Raw genomic sequence first — 19,836 nt, 5'->3', positions numbered from 1 at the left:
ACAGCGCATGCCCACCAAGATCGATTACGACGCCCGGATCCCCAACAACGTCGACCTCTCCGGTGATCGCCGCCTTCAGCGGGCGCTGGAGGGCTGGCAGCCGAAGTTCCTGGACTGGTGGGGAGAAATGGGTCCCACGCTGCGGACGCAGGGGGTCTACCTGCGCACGGCGGTGAGCGTCGGACGGGACGGCTGGGCGCATTTCGACCATGTCAACGTGCCCGACTACCGGTGGGGGATCTTCCTCGCGGAGCCCGACCCCGACCGCGTCATCGGTTTCGGCGAGCACAAGGGCGAGCCCGCTTGGCAGCAGGTTCCCGGCGAATACCGCGCCGACCTGCAGCGCCTCATCGTGATCCAGGGCGACACCGAACCCGCTTCGGTCGAACAGCAGAAACTGCTGGGCCTCACCGCGCCGAGCCTCTACGACCTGCGGAACCTTTTCCAGGTCAATGTCGAAGAAGGCCGTCATCTGTGGGCGATGGTGTACCTGCTGCACGCCTACTTCGGGCGCGAAGGTCGCGACGAGGCGGAAGGATTGCTGCTCCGTAATTCCGGAAGTCCGGACGCCCCGCGGATCCTCGGCGCCTTCAACGAGGAGACCGCGGATTGGCTCGCGTTCTACATGTTCACCTATTTCACCGATCGTGATGGCAAATATCAGCTCGGCACCCTCAAGGAAAGCGGTTTCGACCCGCTTTCCCGCACTTGTGAATTCATGCTCAAGGAAGAGGCGCACCACATGTTCGTCGGCACCACGGGGGTCGACAGGGTGGTCACCCGCAGCGCCGAGCTGATCCGCGAGCACGACACCTTCGACATCGGCGGGCACGGCGGCATCCCGCTCGACGTGATCCAGCGTTACCTCAACTTCCACTACACGGTCTCGCTCGACCTGTTCGGCGGGGAGACGTCGACCAACGCGGCGAACTACTACACCGCCGGGCTGAAAGGCCGCTGGCAGGAGCCGCGCCGCAAGGACGACCACAAGCTCACCGACGCCGCCGGATCGCTGTCCCGGCCCAGAGCCGACGGCACCTGGGAGACCGAGGAACACGCGGCCATCCTGCTGCTGAACCTCGACTTGCGCGAGGAGTACCGCGCCGACTGTCAGACCGGCGTCAACCGCTGGAACAAGATCCTCGACGAAGCGGGCGTCGACTTCCGATTCGTCCTCCCGCACCCTGGATTCAATCGCGAAGTCGGCATAAACTCCGGCCACCATGTGACGCCCGACGGCACCGTTGTCGACGAGCGGACCTGGCTGGCCGGCAAACGCAAGTGGCTGCCCACTCCCGAAGACCTGACCTTCGTCCGATCGCTGATGCACCCGGTGTACGAGCGAGGAAAGATCGCGAGCTGGGTGGCGCCGCCACGCCAGGGCATCAATGGGAAACCGTTCGACTACGAATACGTTTACCTGAGCTGAGCGATAGAGGTGCGCCCGTGACCGCTGCTGCTACCGGGTTCAACGCGGCGAGCTACCTGCTCGACCGGCATCTGGCGGAAGGACGGGGCGCGAAGGACGCGGTCGTTTCCCCGAGGCGAAGCCTCACGTACGCGGGGCTGGCGGCCGAAACCCGCCGGGTCGCGGCGGGGCTGAAGGCGATCGGCGTCCGCCCGGAGGAACGGGTCCTGTTCTGCATGGCCGACGACGTCGAGCTGCTCACCGGGATCCTCGGCGCGATGCTGGCCGGAGCGGTCGCGGTGCCGGTGTCCACCATGGTCACCGGACTGGATCTCGGCAAGATGCTCGCCGACTCGCGGGCCAGGGTCCTGTGCGTTTCCGGCGAGTTCGCCTCGCAGGCCACGGTGGCGCTGGGGCTGGCGCCGGAGGTCACCGACGTCGTGCTGGACAGGGCGAAGGCCGCCGACCTGCCGTCCGGCATCCGCACGCATCAGTGGGGTGATCTGTCCACAGTGGACGACATCGGTTTCGAACCGGCGCCGACCTGGGAGGACTCGCCCGCGCTCTGGCTGTACACCTCGGGGACGACGGGTAAGCCGAAGGGCGCGATGCACCGGCACGCGGGCATCCGAGCGGTGTGCGAGACGTATGCGCGCGGCGTGCTGGACATCGGGCCGAACGACCGGTTCCTCTCCGTCCCGAAGCTGTTCTTCGCCTACGGCTTGGGGAATTCGGCGTTCTTCCCGCTCGCGGCAGGCGGCACGACACTGCTCGAACCGGCGAGGCCGACCCCGGGACTGATCGCCGCCAGGGCCCGCGCGGAGCGGCCGACGTTGTTCTTCGCCGTCCCGACGTTCTACGCGGCGCTGCTCGCCAGCGACATCCCCGACGACACGTTCGCCTCGGTACGCCAGGCGGTTTCGGCGGGCGAACCGCTGCCCGCCGTGCTGTACGAACGGTTCCGCGAGCGGTTCGGCGTCGAGATCCTCGACGGGATCGGCTCGACCGAGGCGTTGCACATCTTCCTGTCCAACCGGCCGCGCCAGGTCCGTCCCGGCAGTACCGGGACGCCGGTGCCGGGCTACGAGATCGCGCTGCGCGACGAACACGGCGACCCGGTGCCGGACGGGCAGCCCGGTGAACTGTTCGTCGCCGGTCCGTCGATCGCGACCGGGTACTGGGCCCGGTACGAGACGACGAAACAGGTCTTCCAGGGCGAATGGCTGCGGACGGGCGACAGTTTCGTGCGTGACGCCGATGGCAGCTACACCTGTCTGGGGCGTTTCAACGACATGCTGAAACCGGGCGGGATCTGGGTTTCGCCCGCCGAGGTCGAAGACCGGCTGCTGCAACATCCCGCGGTCGCCGAGGTCGCGGTGGTGGCCGCGTTCGACGCCGACGGCATCGAGAAACCGGTCGCGTGCGTGGTCGGCGTGCCGGGGCAACGGCTCGACCCGGACGAGCTGATCGAGTTCTGCCGGGCGGGGCTGGCGTCGTTCAAACGGCCGCGGGGCGTCGTCGAGCTGGGCGAACTGCCGAAGACGGCGACCGGGAAGATCCGGCGCAACGTCATCCGGGAACTGGTGCGGGACATGTACGAGGTCCGGTCCTATCAGCCCGACCCCACCTCACCCCTGCCCGGCTGACGTCCGCCTGATCACGCGTGTTCGCTCTTCAATCACGCGAGTGCGCCGTCTGATCACGCGAGTGCGCCGATGCGGCACGCCGAGCCGATGTGACCGGATGGACGACACGCGTGATTGAACGGCGAACTCGCGTGATTGAGCGGCGAACTCGCGTGATTGAAGGCGGAACTCAGCCGCCGTTGACGGTACGCAGCGTCCGCATGGCTTCGGCGAGCGCGTGCGCGTCGTCACCGAGCGGGGTCAGAACGATGCGCCGCAGGATCTCCGCGCACGCCTCCCGCGCCTTTTCCGCGACGTCGAGGCCGTGCTCGGTGAGCGCCGCGAAGGTGACGCGGCGGTCGTCCGGGCTGGGCACCCGGCAGATCAGGTCGGCGGCGACGAGCCGGTCCGCGACCTTGGTGAACCCGCCGCTGGACAACGCCGCCTCGACGGCCAGCCGCGTCATCGGCATCCGGTGCTCGGGTGAGCGCACGAGCCGCAGCAGGATGTCGAACGACGCCGGCGCCAGGCCGAACCGTTCGGCGATCTCGCCCATCAGCTTGTTCTGCGTGGCCAGGTAGCCCTCGATCACCAGACCCCACCACGTGACCACTTCGTCGTCTTGCGGTTCCTCGGCTGTCACGCGGGCGAGAGTACACCAAGAACTCTTCCAGGAATATATCTTGCGCGCGAGAGGTTATCGGGCTAGCTTGAGTCCACCGGCTCCAGAGGAGGGGCACCATGTCGATCAAGACTTCGGGCCTGCACCACGTCACCGCCATCGGTGGCGACCCCCAGCGCAACGCGGACTTCTACACCCGGTCGCTCGGCCTGCGGCTGGTGAAGACCACCGTGAACTTCGACGATCCCGGCACCTATCACCTCTACTACGGCGACGGGTCCGGCAAACCCGGCTCGCTGATGACGTTCTTCGCGTGGCGGGACGCGCCGAAGGGCCGTCACGGCACCGGCCAGGCGACCACGACGTCGTTCTCCGTGCCGGAGACCTCGCTCGGCTGGTGGAAGCAGCACCTCGCCGCGAGCGGCGTCGAGACGAGCCGGATCCGGAATTCTGACGGCGAGGAGACGCTCACCTTCGCCGACCCGGACGGCCTGAAGCTCGCTCTCGTCGCGCATCCGCAGGGCGACCCGCGCGACCCGTGGGACACGAAGCTCGTCCCCGCCGAACACGCGATCCGCGGCCTGCACTCCGTCACGCTGTCGGTGTCCAAAGAGGACGCGACGGCCGGGATGCTGACCGACGGCCTCGGCCTTTCCTTCGAGCACCAGGAGGACAACCGACTCCGGTTCTCCGCCGGTGACGGCGGCCCCGGCGCGCTCGTCGACGTCCTCGTGACACCCGACGCCCCGCGCGGGCTGGTGGCGGCGGGCACCGTGCACCACGTCGCCTGGCGCGCGCCGGACGAGGAGACCCAGGCCGCCTGGCGCGACGAGCTCATCGACGACGGCGTGAACGTGACGTCCATTTTGGACCGTCAGTACTTCCGCTCGATCTACTTCCGTGAGCCGGGCGGCACCCTGCTCGAGGTCGCGACCGACGAACCCGGCTTCGCGATCGACGAGCCGCTGCTCGAACTCGGCCGCGCGCTGAAACTCCCGCCGTGGCTGGAGCCCAAACGCGAGGACATCGAGGCCATGCTGCCGAAGCTGGACCTCCCGAGCGAGAACAACCCGCGATGACCGCGCCGGAATCGCTGGAGCACAAGTACGTCGAAGGAGCGCCCGACGAGCCGGTGCTGCTGCTCCTGCACGGCACCGGCGGCGGGCCGGACGACCTCGTGCCACTGGCCCGGCAGCTGAGCCCGGCGTCGGCGCTGCTCGCGCCGTCCGGGCCGGTGTCGGAACACGGTGCGGCTCGCTGGTTCCGCCGGCTGGCCGAGGGCGTCTTCGACCACGAGGACGTCGTCTTCCGCGCGAACCAGCTGGCCGATTTCGTGCTCGCCTCGCGCGAGGAGTACGGCCTCGGTGACCGGCGGCTCGTCGCCATCGGGTTCTCCAACGGTGCCAACATCGCCGCCGCGGTGACCCTGCTCCGTCCGGACGCCGTCCGGGAATCCGCGCTGTTCGCGGCGATGTCACCGCTTCCGGAGCCGCCACGCGAAGACCTGTCCGGCACCAGGGTCTTCCTGTCGAACGGCGAGCACGATCCGATGGCGCCGCTGGATTCGGCCGAGACACTGGCCCGTGACCTGCGCGAACGCGGCGCGGACGTCGTCGCCCACCGGCACCCCGGCGGGCACCAGGTCACCGGCAACGGTTTGGTCGCGGCGGCGGGGTGGCTCAACGGGCAGTGAGGAGAGCAAAGCACGCGAACGTAAAATCGTCCGATGACTAACGGGGACCTCGTCCGCGCCCAGGCCCTGCTCGACAGGGTCCTCCTCGCGGACGGGCACAACGATCTGCCATGGGAGCTGCGGGTGACGACCGGGCCGGATCCGGTCGAGGCCGTGGCAGGCACGGATCTCACGGTCCGGCAGCCGCACCTCCACACCGACTTCCCGAAGCTCGCCGAGGGCAGACTCGGCATGCAGTTCTGGTCCGTCTACGTGCCTTGCCAGTTCGAGGGGCACAGCGCGGTGACGGCGGTCCTCGAACAGATCGAGATCGTGCACCAGATGGCCGAGCGATACCCCGATCGTCTCGCCCTCGTGGACACCGCCGACCAGGCCGAAGCCGCGTTCCGCGACGGCAAGATCGCGTCGCTGCTTGGTGCCGAGGGTGGCCACAGCATCGCCGAATCCCTTGGTGTGCTGAGGATCCTGCGTCGTCTCGGCGTCCGCTACATGACGCTGACGCACAACTACAACACCACCTGGGCCGACTCCGGCACCGACGAACCCGAACACGGCGGGCTCACCGATTTCGGCCGCGACGTCGTCCGCGAGATGAACAAGATCGGCATGCTCGTCGACCTCTCGCACGTCGCGCCGAGCACCATGCGCGCCGCGCTTGAGGTCAGCTCCGCGCCGGTGATCTTCAGCCACTCGTCCTGCACCGCGGTCAACGACCACCCCCGCAACATCCCCGACGACGTCTTGGCGACCCTGGCCGCCAAGGACGGCGTCGCGATGGTGACGTTCGTGCCGGGCTTCATCTCGCCGAAGGTCGCCGAATGGGGCGAGCAGCTGCGCCTGGACATGGAAGCCGCGGGCAAGGACTACCGGAACATCGACCAGCGCACGAAGTTCACCGAGGAGCGAGGCGGCCCGGAGAAGCCGAAGGCGGGCATCGACGACGTCGTCGCGCACATCGAGCACGCGCGGGAAGTGGCCGGTATCGACCACATCGGACTCGGCGGCGACTACGACGGAGTCGCGACGCTGCCCGAAGGCCTCGAAGACGTTTCGAAGTACCCGGTGCTCTTCGCCGCCCTGCTGGAACGCGGCTGGAGCGAAGAGGACTGCGCGAAACTGGCCGGGAAGAACACCTTGCGCGTGCTGCGCGCGGCGGACGAGGTCACCCGTTCGGACGCTTGAGAGCGCGATCAAGCCCGCTTCGGCGGACACTGTCCTGCATGACGCAGCCGGAGGAGGGCGCCGCCGAGGTTCCCGTCAAGCCGCCCGAGACCGCGGGCGGCGCACGCCACAGCGGTAAATTCGAGGCGGGCCCGAAACTCAAACGGACCCGGGTGAGCGGTACCTGGATCGCCGTCATCGTGGCGCTGATCGTGCTGGTGTTCCTGCTGGTGTTCATCCTGCAGAACCAGGACACGGCCACCGTCCACTTCCTCGGCATGTCCGGCAGCATGCCGCTGGCGGTCGCGATGCTGTTCTCGGTGATCGCCGGCGGCGTGCTGGTCGCGCTCGTCGGCGGCGCCCGGATCCTGCAGTTGCGCAAGCAGGCCAAGAAGTCGCGGCATCAGCTGCGCTGAAGGACCTGCCGCCGGAACTCGCTGGGGTTGACGCCGCGCACGCGTTTGAACGCCGCGCTGAACCCGAACGCGTCGGAGTAGCCGACGCTGCGGGCGATATCCGAGACGGTCGCGGATTCCTCGCCGGTCAGCAGATCCGCCGCGAGCGTCATCCGCCAGCGGGTGAGGTAGGTCAGTGGCGGTTCGCCGACCAGATCGGCGAACCGTTTCGCCAGTGTCGACCGTGAAACCCCGGCCCGCGCGGCCAGCGAGCCGACCGTCCACGGCGCCGCCGGTTCCGCGTGCAGCAGGCGCAGCGCGCCGCCAACCACCGGATCGCGCTGCGCGGCCCACCACGCCGGCGGCTCACCGCCCGGCCGGTCGAACCACTCGCGCAGGGAACACACCAGCATCCAGTCGAGCAGCCGGTCGAGGACCACCTGCTGACCGGGCGCGTCGACGGCGGCTTCGGCGGCGAGATGTTCCAGGACGGGGTCGCCCGCGCCGCCGGCGTCCACCCGCAGCACGACGGGCAGCGCGTCCAGCAGCGGGCGGGCGATCTCGCCGCGCACCGGGTACGCGCCGACGATCAAACTCGTCTCGCCGCCGGGGTCGCCGACCCAGCCGAGCCGGTGCCGGGTCCCGCCCTGGCCGGGTGTCGCGCAGTGCTCGCCGCACGCGATCGGTTCGGCGGGCGTGCCGACCTCGTCGACGAAGGTGAACGTCGAAGGGCCGCGCACGATGACCGACTCGCCCGCGCGCAGCGGTTCGGGCGGAGCGTCTTCCGGCACGATCCAGCCCGCGCCCGTGAGGACGGCGCACAAGGTCAGCGGCGCGCCGTCCACGAAGTGCAGCGCCCAGGGCGGGGACAGCGTCGTACTGCCGAACAACGAACCGTGGGACCGCACCCCGCGGATCAGGTCACTGAACACGTCCACGTGGGCGAGGTTAGAGGAGCTGAAGGGGACTTTCCCCGCATGCGATGCAGGGAAAGGGCCCCTCGCCGCGTGAGACGCGGGGAAAGTCCCCTTCAGCCGCGCTGGACGAATGGACAGGCGATCCGGCCTTTCGCCTATGGGCACGTCCGATCCCGCCGGGTTGAATCGAGCGCATGCTCACTCCCGACGACCTCGAATTCCTCCGCCGCCCCCTGCACGGCTTCCTGACCGTGGCCGACGGCCCGGTCCGGCCGGTGTGGTTCGAGGCCACCGACGACGGCACCGTCCAGCTGTTCACTCCCCGCGAGTCGCCCAAGGTGCGGCGGCTGGCGAACGATCCCCGCGCGTCGATCATCGTGGCCGCGCCGGTGGGCGAGCGAGAGCGCTGGGTCTCGGTCTCCGGCCGCGCCACGGTCGAACCCGGCGGGGCGCACGAGCTGGCCGCCCGGCTCGCCGAGCGCTACTGGGACCTCGAAGACCCCGCCCACGCCGGCGAGCTCGCCGGGATCCAGACCCTCGATCTCGTGCGGCTCGTCATCCGGCCGGAGAAGGTGAGCCGTTACTCGATGTGATGATCGACGTCATCCCGAGCACGGCGGCGCAAACGCTTTCGTCACCCTCGGCGGTGACCCGCGCGCGGTCGGCCGGGTTCCGGGTGCACAGCCGCCAGAAGGTGTCCGCGTCCGTCGTCACCGAGGCCAAAGGTGCCCGTGACGTCGGCGCGACGCGGTCGAGTTCCCAGCCGTCCGCGGTCCGCCGTGCCGTCCATTTCCCGCCGCCCTGGCCGGTGACGGTGTAGGCGACCTGCCTGCCGGAGCGGGCCTCGATGTCACGCAGAGTGTGCGGCAGTGCCCGCATGAAGGTGTCGACCACCGGCCCACGGAACTCCGCGTCGTCCAGCATCCGCGCGCCCACCGCCTCGCGGATCTGCTGCTGGTGCACCCAGAACTCGGTGTACTCCCGGGCGACGTCGAGCCATACCGGCGCGGGCTCGTCCCCGGCCCAGCTCACCGGATCGCCGACGGCGTCGAGGTCGGCGCGGCCGAACATCTCGGCGATCTGCGAGGTGCTGTCCACCAGCATCGCGAACAGCACTTCGGGGGACAGCCGACGGCACGCGACCACCCATTCGTCGTTGATCCGGTCGATGAAGTCCTCGAATCGCTCGCCCTCGCGGGGCGCCGTCGCGCGGTAGTCGTCCCGGTCGCGGGACAGCCTGCCGAGTTTGTCGCCGAGGATGTGGGCCGCGAGGTCGTGCACCGTCCAGCCCGTGCACACCGTCGGCGCGGCCCACCGGTCCGCGTCCAATCCGGTCAGCACGTCGAGCAGGGCTTGCTCCTCCCGCGCGAACAGCGGGAGGACGTCGATCGGCGGACCCCAGCGCGTGAAGCTCATGGTGACCATCCAAACACTCAGGTCCATCACATTTTCGGCCATTCGGCCTACTCGCAGGTAGCATCAGCGCGAACGTGAGGGGAGTGCCCGTGAGCAACGATCGACCCGCCGGTGAAGACCTGGCCGCTTTCGCCAAACGCGCGGGGCAGCTGGCGGGCTGGGCCGCGCGCACGGGTTTCGAGTTCACCCGCAAACTCCCCGGCGTCGAGATCGCCGAACAGATCGTCAAACAGGGCGAACGGCAGCTGCTTTCGGAGCTGCGCCGCCGTCTCGACGAGGTCGACGACCCGTACCACGCCGCGCTCACCGCCGCGTCCGCGATGAACCGGCCCGACACCAACGGCGCCAAGCCGGTCGAGGCCACCATCACGCTCGTGCACACCCGTGCCCAGCTCGAACCGCTCCGCGCGGCGATGGCCGAACTGCTCAACCACTCCATCGGCTTCGGCCGCGAGCGGGCCCGCGAGTACCTCTACGCGATCATCCTGCGGCAGCTCACGCCGGACGAGGCCCGCATCCTTTCCGCGCTCTCCGACGGCTCGCCGTTCCCCGCCGTCGACGTCGCCGAGCGGACGAGCCTCGGCGCCGCCGGACGGTTCGTGCTGCGCAACGCCTCCACCGTCGGCAAGGCGGCCGGGGTGTCGCTGCCCGACCAGGTGCCCGGCTACCTCACCAGGCTGATCGGCCTCGGCCTGGTCGAGCTGGACGAAGAGGTGCCCGCGCTGGAGACGCAGTACGAGATCCTGCTGACCGACGAGACCGTCCGCGAGGCGGAGAAATCGGTGAAGCGGGCCAAGTTCGTCAAACGCACGGTCCATATTTCCCGCCTCGGCGCCCAGTTCTGGCAGGCCTGCGACCCGAGCGCCGGCTGACCTCGGTATGGGCGCGTTCCTCGACGGCATCCTCGCCGATTTCGCCCGGCACTGGCCCATCTACGTCTCCATCCCGATCGTCGCCGCCCTGATCGGCTACACCACCAAACTCGTCGCGATCCGGATGATGTTCCAGCCGGTCGAGTTCGTCGGCATCAAACCGTTCCTCGGCTGGCAGGGCATCGTGCCCAAACGCGCCGCGCGGATGGCGAGCATCGCCTGCGACACGATGACCGAGCAGCTGATCAAACCGGCGGAGGTCGTCGCCCGGCTGGATCCGCAGAGAATCGCCAAGGAGATCGAAAAACCGCTCCAGGCGGCCGTCGAGGACATCGTGCGCGACGTCGCCGCCCACTACCAGCCGGGCCTGTGGGAATCGCTGCCGGTGGGGATGCAGCGGCTGGTGATCCAGCGCGTCCAGGCCGAGACGCCGCGGATGGTCGCGGCCGTGCTGGAACTCATCAAGTCCGATGTGGACAGTGTGTTCGACCTCAAGGGCATGGTGGTCACCGCACTGGTCAAGGACAAACGGCTGCTGAACCGGATCTTCCAGGAAGCGGGAGACAAGGAGTTCAAGTTCATCGCCCGCTCCGGCATCTTCTTCGGCGGGCTGATCGGTGTCATCCAGATGATCGCGTGGGTGCTGTTCAAGTTCCCGTTGATCATGCCGCTGTTCGGGCTCTTCACCGGCTGGTTCACCGACTGGCTGGCGCTGCGGATGATCTTCTACCCGATCGAGGAACGCCGGTATTTCGGCGTGCGCTGGCAGGGACTGTTCCTGAAGCGCCGTGGCGAGGTCGCGGAGGCGTACGGCGCGCTGATCGCGAAGGAGATCATCACCCCGCACAACGTGATCGAGGCGGTGCTGCGCGGCCCGCTGTCGGACCGGGTGCTCGGGCTCATCCAGCGTCAGCTCGACGAACAGCTCGGGCGCCGTGTCGGCGTCGGGAAACCGCTGGTGGTGTTCGCCGTCGGCAGCAGGCGGTATCAGGACATGAAGCTGAACATCGCCGAGAAGATCATGGACAAGCTGCCGGAGACCATGCGGTACATCGAGGACTACGCGACCGACGCGATGGACATCCGGAACGTGCTGGTGACGAAGATGAAGGAGCTGTCACCGCGCGAATTCGAAGGCTTGCTGCGGCCCGCCTTCCAGCAGGACGAATGGATCCTGATCGCGACCGGCGCGGTCCTGGGTTTCGCCGTCGGTGAGGCGCAGGTTCTCCTCCTGGAGCACTTCGCCGCCTGACGCCCCCGCATTTCGTCCTCTGAATGCGGTGGTTGCACGCGCAAGAACCGCATCCAGAGGACTGAACGCGGGGGTTCAGGAGGCCTTCGTGGCGTCATAGGCGCGACGCGCCTGGCCCACGATCGACCGGTGTTTGGCCGCCCACGCCGAAAGCGCGTGCAGCGGCGCGTCGAGTTCGGCGGCGTGCGCCGTGATCGCGTACTCGACGCGCGGCGGGACCTCCGCGTAGACCGTCCGGGTCACCAGGCCGTTGCGCTCCAGGTTCCGCAGTGTCAGCGCGAGCATCCGGCGGCTGATCCCCTCGATGCCGCGTTCGAGTTCGCTGAACCGGCGTGGCCCGTCGGTGAGCCGCACCAGGATCTGCATCGTCCACTTGTCACCGACCAGCCCGAGCACCTCGCGCAGCGAGCAGGGTTCCTCGGCGGAAAAATCTTCGGCGTCGCTCATCGCGTTGACCTCGTTCGTAACAGGCTTGTGCCGTCGTCACAGGAAAGTGCCGTCTTCCAGCGGATTCGATCGTGACAGACGATGTCCCCCGTTACAAGACGTAACCGACTCAAGGGGATGAGAATGAGCAAGGCAGTACGTTTCCGTGCCGAGGGCGGGCCCGAGGTGCTGGAGGTGATGGACGTCGAGATCGGCGAGCCGGGCCCCGGCGAGGTGCGGATCTCGATCGAGGCGATCGGCCTCAACCGCGCCGAAGCGATGTTCCGCGGCGGCTACTACTTCGAGCGGGCGGAGAACTTCCCGGCGAAACTCGGCTACACGTCGGCGGGTGTCGTCGACGCGGTCGGCCCGGACGTCGAGGGCTTCGAGAAGGGCGACCGGGTCACCACGATCGCGGGCTTCTCCCAGAAGGAGTACGGGGTCTACGGCGAGCAGGCGATCGTCCCGGCGAGCGCCACGCTGCACCGGCCGGAAGGGCTCGGCCCGGTCGACGCCGTCGCGATGTGGGGTTCGCTGCTCACCGGCTACGGCGCGATCATCGACGAGGGCAAGGTGCGGGCGGGCGACGCCGTGCTGATCACCGCGGCTTCGAGCGGGACGGCGCTGGCCGCGATCGAGGTCGCCAATCACATCGGCGCGACGACGATCGCGACGACCCGCACCCCCGGGAAGAAGGAACGGCTGCTCAAAGCCGGTGCGGCGCACGTGATCGTGACGACCGAGGAGGACGTCGTCGAACGCACCAAGGCCTACACCGGCGGCCGCGGCGCCGACCTGGTCTTCGACGCGATCGCCGGGGAAGGCGTGCGCGAACTGTCCGAGGCGACCGCGGAAGGCGGCGCGATCGTCGTCTATGGCGCCTTGGACGCCAAGGAAACGCCGTTCCCGCTGTGGTTCGCGCCGACCATGCGGATGTTCAACGCCTTCGGTATCACGATGAATCCCGAACGGCTCCGCCGCGCCAACGCCTTCATCCGCGCCGGGGTGCGGGCCGGGTCGTTCCAGTCCAGGGTCGACCGCACCTTCCGCCTCGACGACGTCGTCGACGCGCACCGGTATCTGGAATCGAACCGGCAGTTCGGGAAGATCGTGCTCACCGTGGACTGAGACACCGCTCGCGGCGGACCGAACCGGGGGTTTCGCGTGGCCGCGTGGACGACACGTGTGATCAGACGGACGACACACGTGACTGGCCGGCCGACACGCGCATGCGGCCGAGTCGTCCGCCTGGACACGCGTGTCGTCCATCCGATCACGCGTGTCGTCCCTGCGGAACGCGCGGTTGCCCCTACGGGCGCACCATCGGCGGTACACCGGCTGCCCCGTCCGGTCTAGAGTGCCCCCTGCACAAAGCCTTGGGGAGGGCGCACATGGCCGACGCGGGGAGCCCGTGGCCGCAGGAGATCCGGCTGGCGATGACCATGGTGGGCGGGGCGAGTCTCGCGGTCTGGATGGGCGGGGTCGCCACCGAGACCTCGCATCTGTTGCAGGCGTCGAGAGCGCCGGAATCGAAGAGCCCGTACCGGGCCTTGCTCGATCTGCTCAACGCCACCGTCTCGCTCGACGTGCTCACCGGCACGAGCGCGGGCGGCATCAACGCGGCGTGCCTCGGGCTGGCCGAGGCGTTCCGGTCGAGCCCGCAGGTGCTGCGCGACACGTGGATCAGCACGGGATCGCTCGACAACCTGATCCGCGACCCGGGCGAGAAGGAGCCGCGGTCGCTGCTCGACGGCGACAAGGTGCTGCTCGGCGATCTCAAGGACGCGTTGCACCGGATCACCGACAAGGCGACGGTGAAACCCGACTGTCCCGACATCACCGTGCTGCTCACCGGCACGATGATCGACGGCGAGACGACCCGGTTCGACGACGCGCTCGGAAACCTGGTGCGCGACACCGAACACCGCCTGCTGTTCCGCTTCGACGCTCCTTTGTGGACGGACGACGTGGTGGGCCCGCTCGCGCTCGCGGCGCGGTCCACCGCGTCGTTCCCCGGCGCGTTCGAGCTCTCCCGGATGCCGATCGGCGAGAAGACCGGCCCGCTGCATCCGGACATGACGAAGTACACCGACGTCACACGGTCGCATTGGCTCACCGACGGCGGTGTCCTGCTGAACAAACCGCTGCGGCCGGCGTTGCGGGAGATCTTCGAGCGGCAGTCGCATTCGGACGTCCGGCGGCTGCTGCTGTACGTGGTGCCGACGGCCGAACGCGAGGCCGAGCGGGTCGCGGTCGATCCCGAACGCCCGCCGCTGCTGGGCAGCGCGATGAGCAAGGTCGTCGGCACCGTGCTGAGTCAGACGATCAGCGCCGAACTGGAGGACCTGACCAGGCACAACGACGCCGTCGTCCGCACCAGGGGGACCCGCGTCTCCCTTGCCGCGATGGGGGTTCGCGGCGGCCCGGACACGCTGGTCGACCAGCGGCTGATGAACGACTACCGCGACCGCCGGGTGCAGGAGGACGCCACCGCGCTGGTCCGCGAGGCGACCCGCAGGCTCTCACTGTCCGATGTGGAGGATCAAGGCCGTCAGTGGGCGTCCGGCACGGCGGCGCAGCTGCGCGCGGCCGCGGCGGCCGGGTTGCGTGACGGCCTGCCCACCGAGCCGCCCAAGGACACCTGCGAACTCGCGGACCTGGTCGCCTTCCGCACCACCGCGCTCGACGATTCCGTCGCCACCGGCCTGCAGCTGGTGAACGCGGGTTTCCGGCTCGATCCGTCGCCGGAGCAGGCGGTGCAGCTCAACCGTTGCCGGGTGCTGCTGCACGAAGCGCGCCACAAGGCCGCGCGCGGGAACCGGCTCGCCGGCTGGGTCGCCGAACAGGGACCGCCGCCCGCCGACGTCACGCTCGCCGCCTGGATCGAAGGCCTCGCCAAAGAATGGGCCGCGCTCGGCCGCTCGGACACGCTGAAGGAGGCGTGGCCGCTCGTCGTCGCCGCGCTCCGGCAGGCGACGCCGATCCTTTTGCCGCTGGCACAGGCGAAACCCGAAACCGAAGCCGCCGACACGGTCAGCACGCTGCTGGCTTGGACAGGTCTCACGTCGGACGAGACAAGCGCAGGTGATCCCATCGTCACCTCGCGGCTCGTACGCCTCCACATCGCGACCCGCGGGCTGCTCGCGCAACCGCCGTCGGTCGACCAGCGGGTCGATCTCGTCCAGGTGAGCGCGGATTCGCGGACCCTGATGGATATGAAGCGCCGCCGGTCCTGGGACAAGCTCACCGGGATGCAGGCCGACTACTTCGGCGCGTTCTACAAGGCGTCCTGGCGCGCGAACGACTGGATGTGGGGCCGCGTCGACGGCGCGGGCTGGCTGGTGCAGTGCCTGCTCGACCCGAAACGCCTGCGGCTGCTGCGCGACGTCGTCGGGCGGGAGGCGTTCCGGGCACGGGTGCGGGACACCTTCAAGGAGATCGGCTGGCGGCAGCCGGGCACGGAAGACGGGCTGTCCCAAGAGGAAGCGGACGCCCTGCGCGCGCAATTGGCCGGGGAGCTGGCTTTCCTCGGTCTCGACGGCGAACTCGCCGACGTGGAAACCGAAGCCGCGCTGCCGGTCAGCATGCCGGTGACGGCGATGGTGCTCGCCAGGGTGCGGCAGCTGGAGATCGCCCGCGAGGAGCTGCCGTGTGTCGGCCTCCATTGCGGACACGACGCGAAAACGGCCAAGGGCAACGGGAAACCGTCGGAACGGTTCCGCCGGATCATCGAGAACGAGCCCGAAACCGACGAGCAGACCCAGCGCGCGTTCCAGGCCTGCCAGGTCTCCGGCGAACGGTTCGAACACGAACGCGGGACGATGCTCCTGACGAAGACGCTGGTCAAGGCGGGTGCGGCCGGGATCAACGCGGCCGCGGGGGCGACGCGGGTGCCGAAATCGGTCCAGCCCGCCGCGACCTTCGCCAAGGCCGCCGGGCGCAGCGCGTGGTGGATCACGCGGGGCGCGGCCACCTTGCCGTCACCGTGGAACGTGCTCGCCGCGCTCATCACCGTGCTCGCGGGCTTCGTCCTCGGTGGGCAGGGCGGCCCGGTCCTGCAATGGGTCGGCGTGCCGGTCGCCGCGGGCGCCGTCGTGTTCCTGGTGGTCAGCCTGATGACGTTGCGCAAGACGTGGCGGATGGTGCTCACGGTGCTCGGCGTGCTGGTGGTGGCCGCCCTGCTGTTCGCCGCCTTCCTGCCACCGGTGCGCGACCCGCTGTTCGGCTGGCTCGGCGACGTCGTCGCGGGCTGGCGGCGCGGCGAGGCACCGGTGTGGTGGCTGGTCGTCTGCCTGCTGCTCGTGCTGCCCGCCATCTGGACGCCGATCGGTTCACTCGCGGGTCGCAAACGGCGCCGTGAATAGCGGAATCGCGTCCTGACCGTGCGACGAAGTGGTAACGGTTGGTATCGTCACGTGCAGTGAGACCGCACCGAGGCGGCCTTACCCACACGTGCTGCGCTTCAAACGTTACCGTTACCTTTATCACGTGTGTTTCGAGGTTGTTGCAGGTAGCCGCGTTGCCGCCGCCGCGCTGATCTGACCGCGCCCGAATCCTCCGGTACGTTTCTTGGACATGTCCGGAAAGCACTTGATCGAAACTCCGACCAAGGCAGACGGTGCCGCGCTCTGGAGAATCGCCCGCGATTCGAAGAAGCTCGATCTCAACACGCCTTACGCCTATTTGCTGTGGTGCCACGATTTCGCCGACACCTCGGTGGTCGCGAAAGTCGACGGCACGCCGGTCGGCTTCGTGATCGGATACCGCAAGCAGGACACCGGCTTCGTCTGGCAGGTCGCGGTCGACGCGTCCCAGCGAGGAAAAGGCCTGGCCGGAGCCCTGCTCGACGAGCTGTTCAGCCGTCTGACCGCCCAGGGCGTGCGGTACCTCGAAACCACGATCACGCCGGACAACGAGGCTTCGATCCGGTTGTTCGCCTCGTTCGCCAAACGGTGGGATGCCACCGTGGAACGCCAGGATCTGTTCTCCGCGGCGGATTTCCCGGCCGAGGAAGGAACGCATGAGCAGGAGGACCTGTACCGAATCGGTCCGCTCAGCAGTCAATAGAACGTAAAACCGGGGATCTCAGGGAGAAAGAAAACGTGATGAGCATTTTCGAGGAACTCGAATCCGAAGTACGCAGTTACAGCCGTGGCTGGCCCGTGGTGTTCGACCGGGCACAGGGGAGCTACCTGTACGACGAAGACGGCAAGGCCTATCTCGACTTCTTCGCCGGCGCCGGCGCGCTCAACTACGGGCACAACAACCCGGCGCTCAAGCGGGCCCTGATCGACTACATCGCCCGTGACGGCGTGACGCACGCGCTCGACATGTTCACCGTGGCGAAGCGGGACTTCCTCCAGACGTTCCAGGAGAAGATCCTCCAGCCGCGCGAGCTCGACTACAAAGTCGTCTTCCCCGGCCCCGGTGGCGCGAACGCCGTCGAGGCCGCGCTGAAGCTCGCCCGCAAGGTGACCGGCAAGGAATCGGTCATCAACTTCACCAACGCCTTCCACGGGATGACGCTGGGCGCCCTGTCGGTGACCGGTAACTCGATGAAGCGCGGCGGCGCGGGTGTCCCGCTGGTGCACGCCACCCCGATGCCGTACGACAACTACTTCGACGGCTCCATCCCGGACTTCCTCTACTTCGAGAAGCTGCTCGAAGACTCCGGCAGCGGCCTGAACGAGCCCGCCGCCGTGATCGTCGAAGGCGTGCAGGGCGAGGGCGGCATCAACGCGGCGCGCGTCGAATGGCTCAAGGCGCTGGACGACCTGTGCAAGAAGCACGGCATCCTGCTGATCCTCGACGACGTCCAGATGGGCTGCGGCCGCACCGGACCGTTCTTCAGCTTCGAGGACGCGGGTATCAAACCCGACATCGTCTGCCTCTCGAAGTCCATCGGCGGCTACGGCATCCCGATGGCGCTGACGCTGATCCGCCCGGACCTCGACGTCTGGGAGCCGGGTGAGCACAACGGCACCTTCCGCGGCATCAGCCCGGCGTTCGTCACCGCGACCGAGGCGATCCGCGTCTACTGGAGCGACGACGAGCTGGAGAAGTCGACCAAGGCCAAGGGCGAGCGCATCGCCGCCGCCTTCCAGGGCATCGTCGAGGCGTACCCGGACGCGAACCTGTTCGCGAAGGGCCGCGGCCTCGCCCGGGGCATCGAGTTCGCCAACGGCGACCTCGCGGGCAAGGTCTGCGCCGCCGCGTTCGAACGCGGGCTGCTGATGGAGACCTCCGGCCCCGACGGCGAGGTCATGAAGGTCCTCCCGCCGCTCACCCTGACGGACGACGAGCTCACGAAGGGCCTCGCGATCATCGACGAGGCCGTCGCCTCCGTCCTCAACTGACCCGAACCGACCGCCCCAACCAGGAACGAGAAGGAGTTTTCCGTTGCTTGTCAGAACCCTCGACGAGGTCACCGACACCGACGCCGACATCAAGACCCCGAACTGGCGCAGCAAGCGCATCGTGCTGGCCAAGGAGGGCGTCGGCTTCTCGGTGCACGAGACCACGCTGTACGCCGGGACGGTCAACGACTTCTGGTACGCGAACCACATCGAAGCGGTGTTCATCACCTCCGGTGAGGGCGAGCTCGAAAACACCGCGACCGGCGAGGTCTTCCAGCTGAAGCCGGGCACGTTGTACCTGCTCAACGACCACGACAAGCACCAGGTCCGGCCCAAGACCGAGATCAAGTGCGTCTGCGTGTTCAACCCACCCATCACCGGCCGCGAGGTCCACGACGAAAACGGCGTGTACCCGCTCGTCACCGAACCGTAGAAATCGCTCGAGGAGGCGACTGCATTGACGCTGACCGACACCCGAGTCGACGACAGTTACCCGACCCGCATCACGGGTAAACCCGAACACCTGCCCAGGGCGCACCCCACCGTCTGGGGCACCGAGGCCGACGGTCCCTTGGACGCGGCCACGCTCGCCAACCACGAAACGCGTGGTTACACCGTCGTCGACCAGTTGTTGTCGCCTGGCGAAGTCCAGACGTACTGGCAGGAACTCGTCCGGATGTCCTCCGGGGACCACAGCGGCGACGAGCGCGTCATCACCGAGGCCAAGACCGGTGAGGTCCGCTCCATCTTCGACGTCCACGAGACCAGCGAGCTGATCGCGGAACTCGTCCGTGACCCGCGCGTGCTCGACCGGGCCCGGCAGATCCTCGGCTCCGAGGTGTACATCCACCAGAGCCGCGTGAACTACATGCCCGGTTTCAAGGGCACCGGCTTCTACTGGCACTCGGACTTCGAGACCTGGCACGCCGAGGACGGCATGCCCGTGCCGCGCGCGGTCAGCTGCTCCATCGCGCTCACCGACAACTACCCGTTCAACGGCGGGCTGATGGTGATGCCGGGCTCGCAGCGGACCTTCGTCCAGTGCGCCGGGGAGACCCCGGAGGACAACTACAAGAGTTCTCTGAAAGAGCAGCGGGTCGGCGTCCCGAGCGAGGAGGACATCACCGCGCTCGCCGCCGAATACGGAATCGACCAGTTCACCGGACAGGCCGGTTCCGCGCTCTGGTTCGACTCGAACGTGATGCACGGTTCCTCGAACAACATCACGCCGTACCCGAGGTCGAACATCTTCGTCGTGTTCAACAGCGTCGAAAACGCGCTCCAGGAGCCGTACGCCGCGATCGAACCGCGTCCGGCCTTCATCGCCGGCCGCGACTCGACCCCGCTGACGCGCTGACGAAACCGCAGGTCGCGAAGGCCATGGCGGGGCGCTTGTAGCCGTCGGTGTGCGCCCTGTTACGTTGTCGCCACGTGAGCGGGCCAGTGGGCTCGCTCACGTAGGTGTTGTCGACGACCGAACGGGTTCTTCGCTCGGGGTGAGCCCACCCGGACGGACGTGGACGCCGATGTCCGATGTGGGTCGCGCCCCCAGGCGGCCCAAGTCGGACATCCCCCGGCTCCGTGCCATCAGATCGGGACTGATGGCACGGAGCCTTTTTTCGTCTCCGCGGTCAAGGCTCGGTCCGTGAAGGCCTCCTTGAGGGACTCTGGGTCCCTCAAGGAGGCCTTCACG

The 19,836-nt window shown here is 68.3% G+C and carries 19 protein-coding genes; 15 read left to right on the top strand and 4 right to left on the bottom strand.

Annotation, left to right across the window (positions count from 1 at the left end; translation table 11 throughout):
* Positions 1-7 precede the first annotated feature (7 nt).
* A complete protein-coding gene (gene boxB, locus ACFWIW_RS34805) occupies positions 8-1,429 on the top strand; it encodes a benzoyl-CoA 2,3-epoxidase subunit BoxB (protein ID WP_378372356.1) in 1,422 nt (473 codons plus the stop codon).
* Between the two features lie 17 nt (positions 1,430-1,446).
* The gene (locus tag ACFWIW_RS34800) at positions 1,447-3,054 is read left to right on the top strand and encodes a benzoate-CoA ligase family protein (RefSeq protein ID WP_378372355.1); all 1,608 of its coding nucleotides are present in this window, start codon (positions 1,447-1,449) and stop codon (positions 3,052-3,054) included.
* 169 nt (positions 3,055-3,223) lie between these two features.
* On the opposite strand, the gene ACFWIW_RS34795 is transcribed toward ACFWIW_RS34800, so the two are convergent.
* On the bottom strand, positions 3,224-3,676 hold the full coding sequence (locus ACFWIW_RS34795; protein WP_378372354.1) for a MarR family winged helix-turn-helix transcriptional regulator: 453 nt from the start codon (positions 3,674-3,676) through the stop codon (positions 3,224-3,226).
* A gap of 98 nt (positions 3,677-3,774) precedes the next feature.
* On the opposite strand from ACFWIW_RS34795, the gene ACFWIW_RS34790 reads away from it, so the two are divergent.
* The 4 genes from ACFWIW_RS34790 to ACFWIW_RS34775 are packed head-to-tail and all read left to right on the top strand — an operon-like array spanning position 3,775 to position 6,925.
* A complete protein-coding gene (locus ACFWIW_RS34790) occupies positions 3,775-4,734 on the top strand; it encodes a ring-cleaving dioxygenase (RefSeq protein WP_378372353.1) in 960 nt (319 codons plus the stop codon).
* Entirely contained in the window at positions 4,731-5,348 is a 618-nt protein-coding gene (locus ACFWIW_RS34785) for an alpha/beta hydrolase (protein ID WP_378372352.1), read from the top strand. Before ACFWIW_RS34790 ends, ACFWIW_RS34785 begins: the two co-directional genes overlap by 4 nt.
* Positions 5,349-5,381: 33 nt before the next feature.
* Positions 5,382-6,530, top strand: a complete 1,149-nt coding sequence (locus ACFWIW_RS34780; protein WP_378372351.1) for a dipeptidase — start codon at positions 5,382-5,384, stop codon at positions 6,528-6,530.
* A gap of 38 nt (positions 6,531-6,568) precedes the next feature.
* Positions 6,569-6,925, top strand: a complete 357-nt coding sequence (locus ACFWIW_RS34775) for a lipopolysaccharide assembly protein LapA domain-containing protein (protein WP_378372350.1) — start codon at positions 6,569-6,571, stop codon at positions 6,923-6,925.
* Here the strand turns inward: ACFWIW_RS34775 and ACFWIW_RS34770 are convergent.
* Complete coding sequence (locus ACFWIW_RS34770; protein ID WP_378372349.1) at positions 6,913-7,842, bottom strand: AraC family transcriptional regulator; 930 nt, start codon at positions 7,840-7,842, stop codon at positions 6,913-6,915. The genes ACFWIW_RS34775 and ACFWIW_RS34770 overlap by 13 nt on opposite strands.
* A 173-nt stretch (positions 7,843-8,015) precedes the next feature.
* Between ACFWIW_RS34770 and ACFWIW_RS34765 the strand changes: the two genes are divergently transcribed.
* The gene (locus ACFWIW_RS34765; RefSeq protein ID WP_378372348.1) at positions 8,016-8,414 is read left to right on the top strand and encodes a pyridoxamine 5'-phosphate oxidase family protein; all 399 of its coding nucleotides are present in this window, start codon (positions 8,016-8,018) and stop codon (positions 8,412-8,414) included.
* Here ACFWIW_RS34765 and ACFWIW_RS34760 read toward each other — a convergent pair.
* Complete coding sequence (locus tag ACFWIW_RS34760) at positions 8,377-9,246, bottom strand: maleylpyruvate isomerase family mycothiol-dependent enzyme (RefSeq protein ID WP_378372387.1); 870 nt, start codon at positions 9,244-9,246, stop codon at positions 8,377-8,379. The two genes, ACFWIW_RS34765 and ACFWIW_RS34760, sit on opposite strands and share 38 nt — an antisense overlap.
* An 80-nt stretch (positions 9,247-9,326) precedes the next feature.
* Here ACFWIW_RS34760 and ACFWIW_RS34755 point away from each other — a divergent pair, with 80 nt between their 5' ends.
* Both ACFWIW_RS34755 and ACFWIW_RS34750 read left to right on the top strand, forming a co-directional pair.
* Positions 9,327-10,109: an Abi-alpha family protein gene (locus tag ACFWIW_RS34755; RefSeq protein WP_240599383.1), complete on the top strand. Its 783-nt coding sequence runs from the start codon at positions 9,327-9,329 to the stop codon at positions 10,107-10,109.
* Positions 10,110-10,116: 7 nt separating this feature from the next.
* Positions 10,117-11,361 carry a DUF445 domain-containing protein gene (locus ACFWIW_RS34750; RefSeq protein ID WP_378372347.1) on the top strand — a complete coding sequence of 415 codons (1,245 nt, stop codon included), beginning with the start codon at positions 10,117-10,119 and terminating at the stop codon, positions 11,359-11,361.
* Positions 11,362-11,436: 75 nt separating this feature from the next.
* On the opposite strand, the gene ACFWIW_RS34745 is transcribed toward ACFWIW_RS34750, so the two are convergent.
* Positions 11,437-11,808 (bottom strand): winged helix-turn-helix transcriptional regulator, encoded by a 372-nt coding sequence (locus ACFWIW_RS34745; RefSeq protein WP_378372346.1) that lies wholly within the window; start codon positions 11,806-11,808, stop codon positions 11,437-11,439.
* Between the two features lie 123 nt (positions 11,809-11,931).
* Here ACFWIW_RS34745 and ACFWIW_RS34740 point away from each other — a divergent pair, with 123 nt between their 5' ends.
* The 6 genes from ACFWIW_RS34740 (at position 11,932) to thpD (ending at position 19,500) form a co-directional block, all read left to right on the top strand.
* Entirely contained in the window at positions 11,932-12,915 is a 984-nt protein-coding gene (locus tag ACFWIW_RS34740) for a zinc-dependent alcohol dehydrogenase family protein (RefSeq protein ID WP_378372345.1), read from the top strand.
* A gap of 263 nt (positions 12,916-13,178) precedes the next feature.
* Entirely contained in the window at positions 13,179-16,151 is a 2,973-nt protein-coding gene (locus ACFWIW_RS34735) for a patatin-like protein (RefSeq protein ID WP_378372344.1), read from the top strand.
* Positions 16,152-16,362: 211 nt separating this feature from the next.
* Positions 16,363-16,854, top strand: a complete 492-nt coding sequence (ectA, locus tag ACFWIW_RS34730; protein ID WP_378372343.1) for a diaminobutyrate acetyltransferase — start codon at positions 16,363-16,365, stop codon at positions 16,852-16,854.
* Positions 16,855-16,892: 38 nt separating this feature from the next.
* Entirely contained in the window at positions 16,893-18,143 is a 1,251-nt protein-coding gene (gene ectB, locus ACFWIW_RS34725; protein ID WP_378372342.1) for a diaminobutyrate--2-oxoglutarate transaminase, read from the top strand.
* 43 nt (positions 18,144-18,186) lie between these two features.
* A complete protein-coding gene (locus tag ACFWIW_RS34720) occupies positions 18,187-18,576 on the top strand; it encodes an ectoine synthase (RefSeq protein ID WP_007033454.1) in 390 nt (129 codons plus the stop codon).
* Between the two features lie 24 nt (positions 18,577-18,600).
* Positions 18,601-19,500, top strand: a complete 900-nt coding sequence (gene thpD, locus ACFWIW_RS34715) for an ectoine hydroxylase (protein ID WP_378372341.1) — start codon at positions 18,601-18,603, stop codon at positions 19,498-19,500.
* Positions 19,501-19,836: the final 336 nt, after the last annotated feature.

The organism is Amycolatopsis sp. NPDC058340, assembly GCF_042723975.1.
Taxonomy (GTDB): Bacteria; Actinomycetota; Actinomycetes; order Mycobacteriales; family Pseudonocardiaceae; genus Amycolatopsis.
This window is presented reverse-complemented; position numbering and strand designations above follow the sequence as displayed.

Bases quoted from the DNA above. Each gene is read 5' to 3' on its own strand.
- boxB (WP_378372356.1), top strand. From the start codon at position 8: ATGCCCACCAAGATCGATTACGACGCCCGGATCCCCAACAACGTCGAC.
- ACFWIW_RS34790 (WP_378372353.1), top strand. From the start codon at position 3,775: ATGTCGATCAAGACTTCGGGCCTGCACCACGTCACCGCCATCGGTGGC.
- ACFWIW_RS34785 (WP_378372352.1), top strand. From the start codon at position 4,731: ATGACCGCGCCGGAATCGCTGGAGCACAAGTACGTCGAAGGAGCGCCC.
- ACFWIW_RS34780 (WP_378372351.1), top strand. From the start codon at position 5,382: ATGACTAACGGGGACCTCGTCCGCGCCCAGGCCCTGCTCGACAGGGTC.
- ACFWIW_RS34775 (WP_378372350.1), top strand. From the start codon at position 6,569: ATGACGCAGCCGGAGGAGGGCGCCGCCGAGGTTCCCGTCAAGCCGCCC.
- ACFWIW_RS34765 (WP_378372348.1), top strand. From the start codon at position 8,016: ATGCTCACTCCCGACGACCTCGAATTCCTCCGCCGCCCCCTGCACGGC.
- ACFWIW_RS34760 (WP_378372387.1), bottom strand. From the start codon at position 9,246: ATGGTCACCATGAGCTTCACGCGCTGGGGTCCGCCGATCGACGTCCTC.
- ACFWIW_RS34750 (WP_378372347.1), top strand. From the start codon at position 10,117: ATGGGCGCGTTCCTCGACGGCATCCTCGCCGATTTCGCCCGGCACTGG.
- ACFWIW_RS34745 (WP_378372346.1), bottom strand. From the start codon at position 11,808: ATGAGCGACGCCGAAGATTTTTCCGCCGAGGAACCCTGCTCGCTGCGC.
- ACFWIW_RS34740 (WP_378372345.1), top strand. From the start codon at position 11,932: ATGAGCAAGGCAGTACGTTTCCGTGCCGAGGGCGGGCCCGAGGTGCTG.
- ACFWIW_RS34735 (WP_378372344.1), top strand. From the start codon at position 13,179: ATGGCCGACGCGGGGAGCCCGTGGCCGCAGGAGATCCGGCTGGCGATG.
- ectA (WP_378372343.1), top strand. From the start codon at position 16,363: ATGTCCGGAAAGCACTTGATCGAAACTCCGACCAAGGCAGACGGTGCC.
- ectB (WP_378372342.1), top strand. From the start codon at position 16,893: ATGAGCATTTTCGAGGAACTCGAATCCGAAGTACGCAGTTACAGCCGT.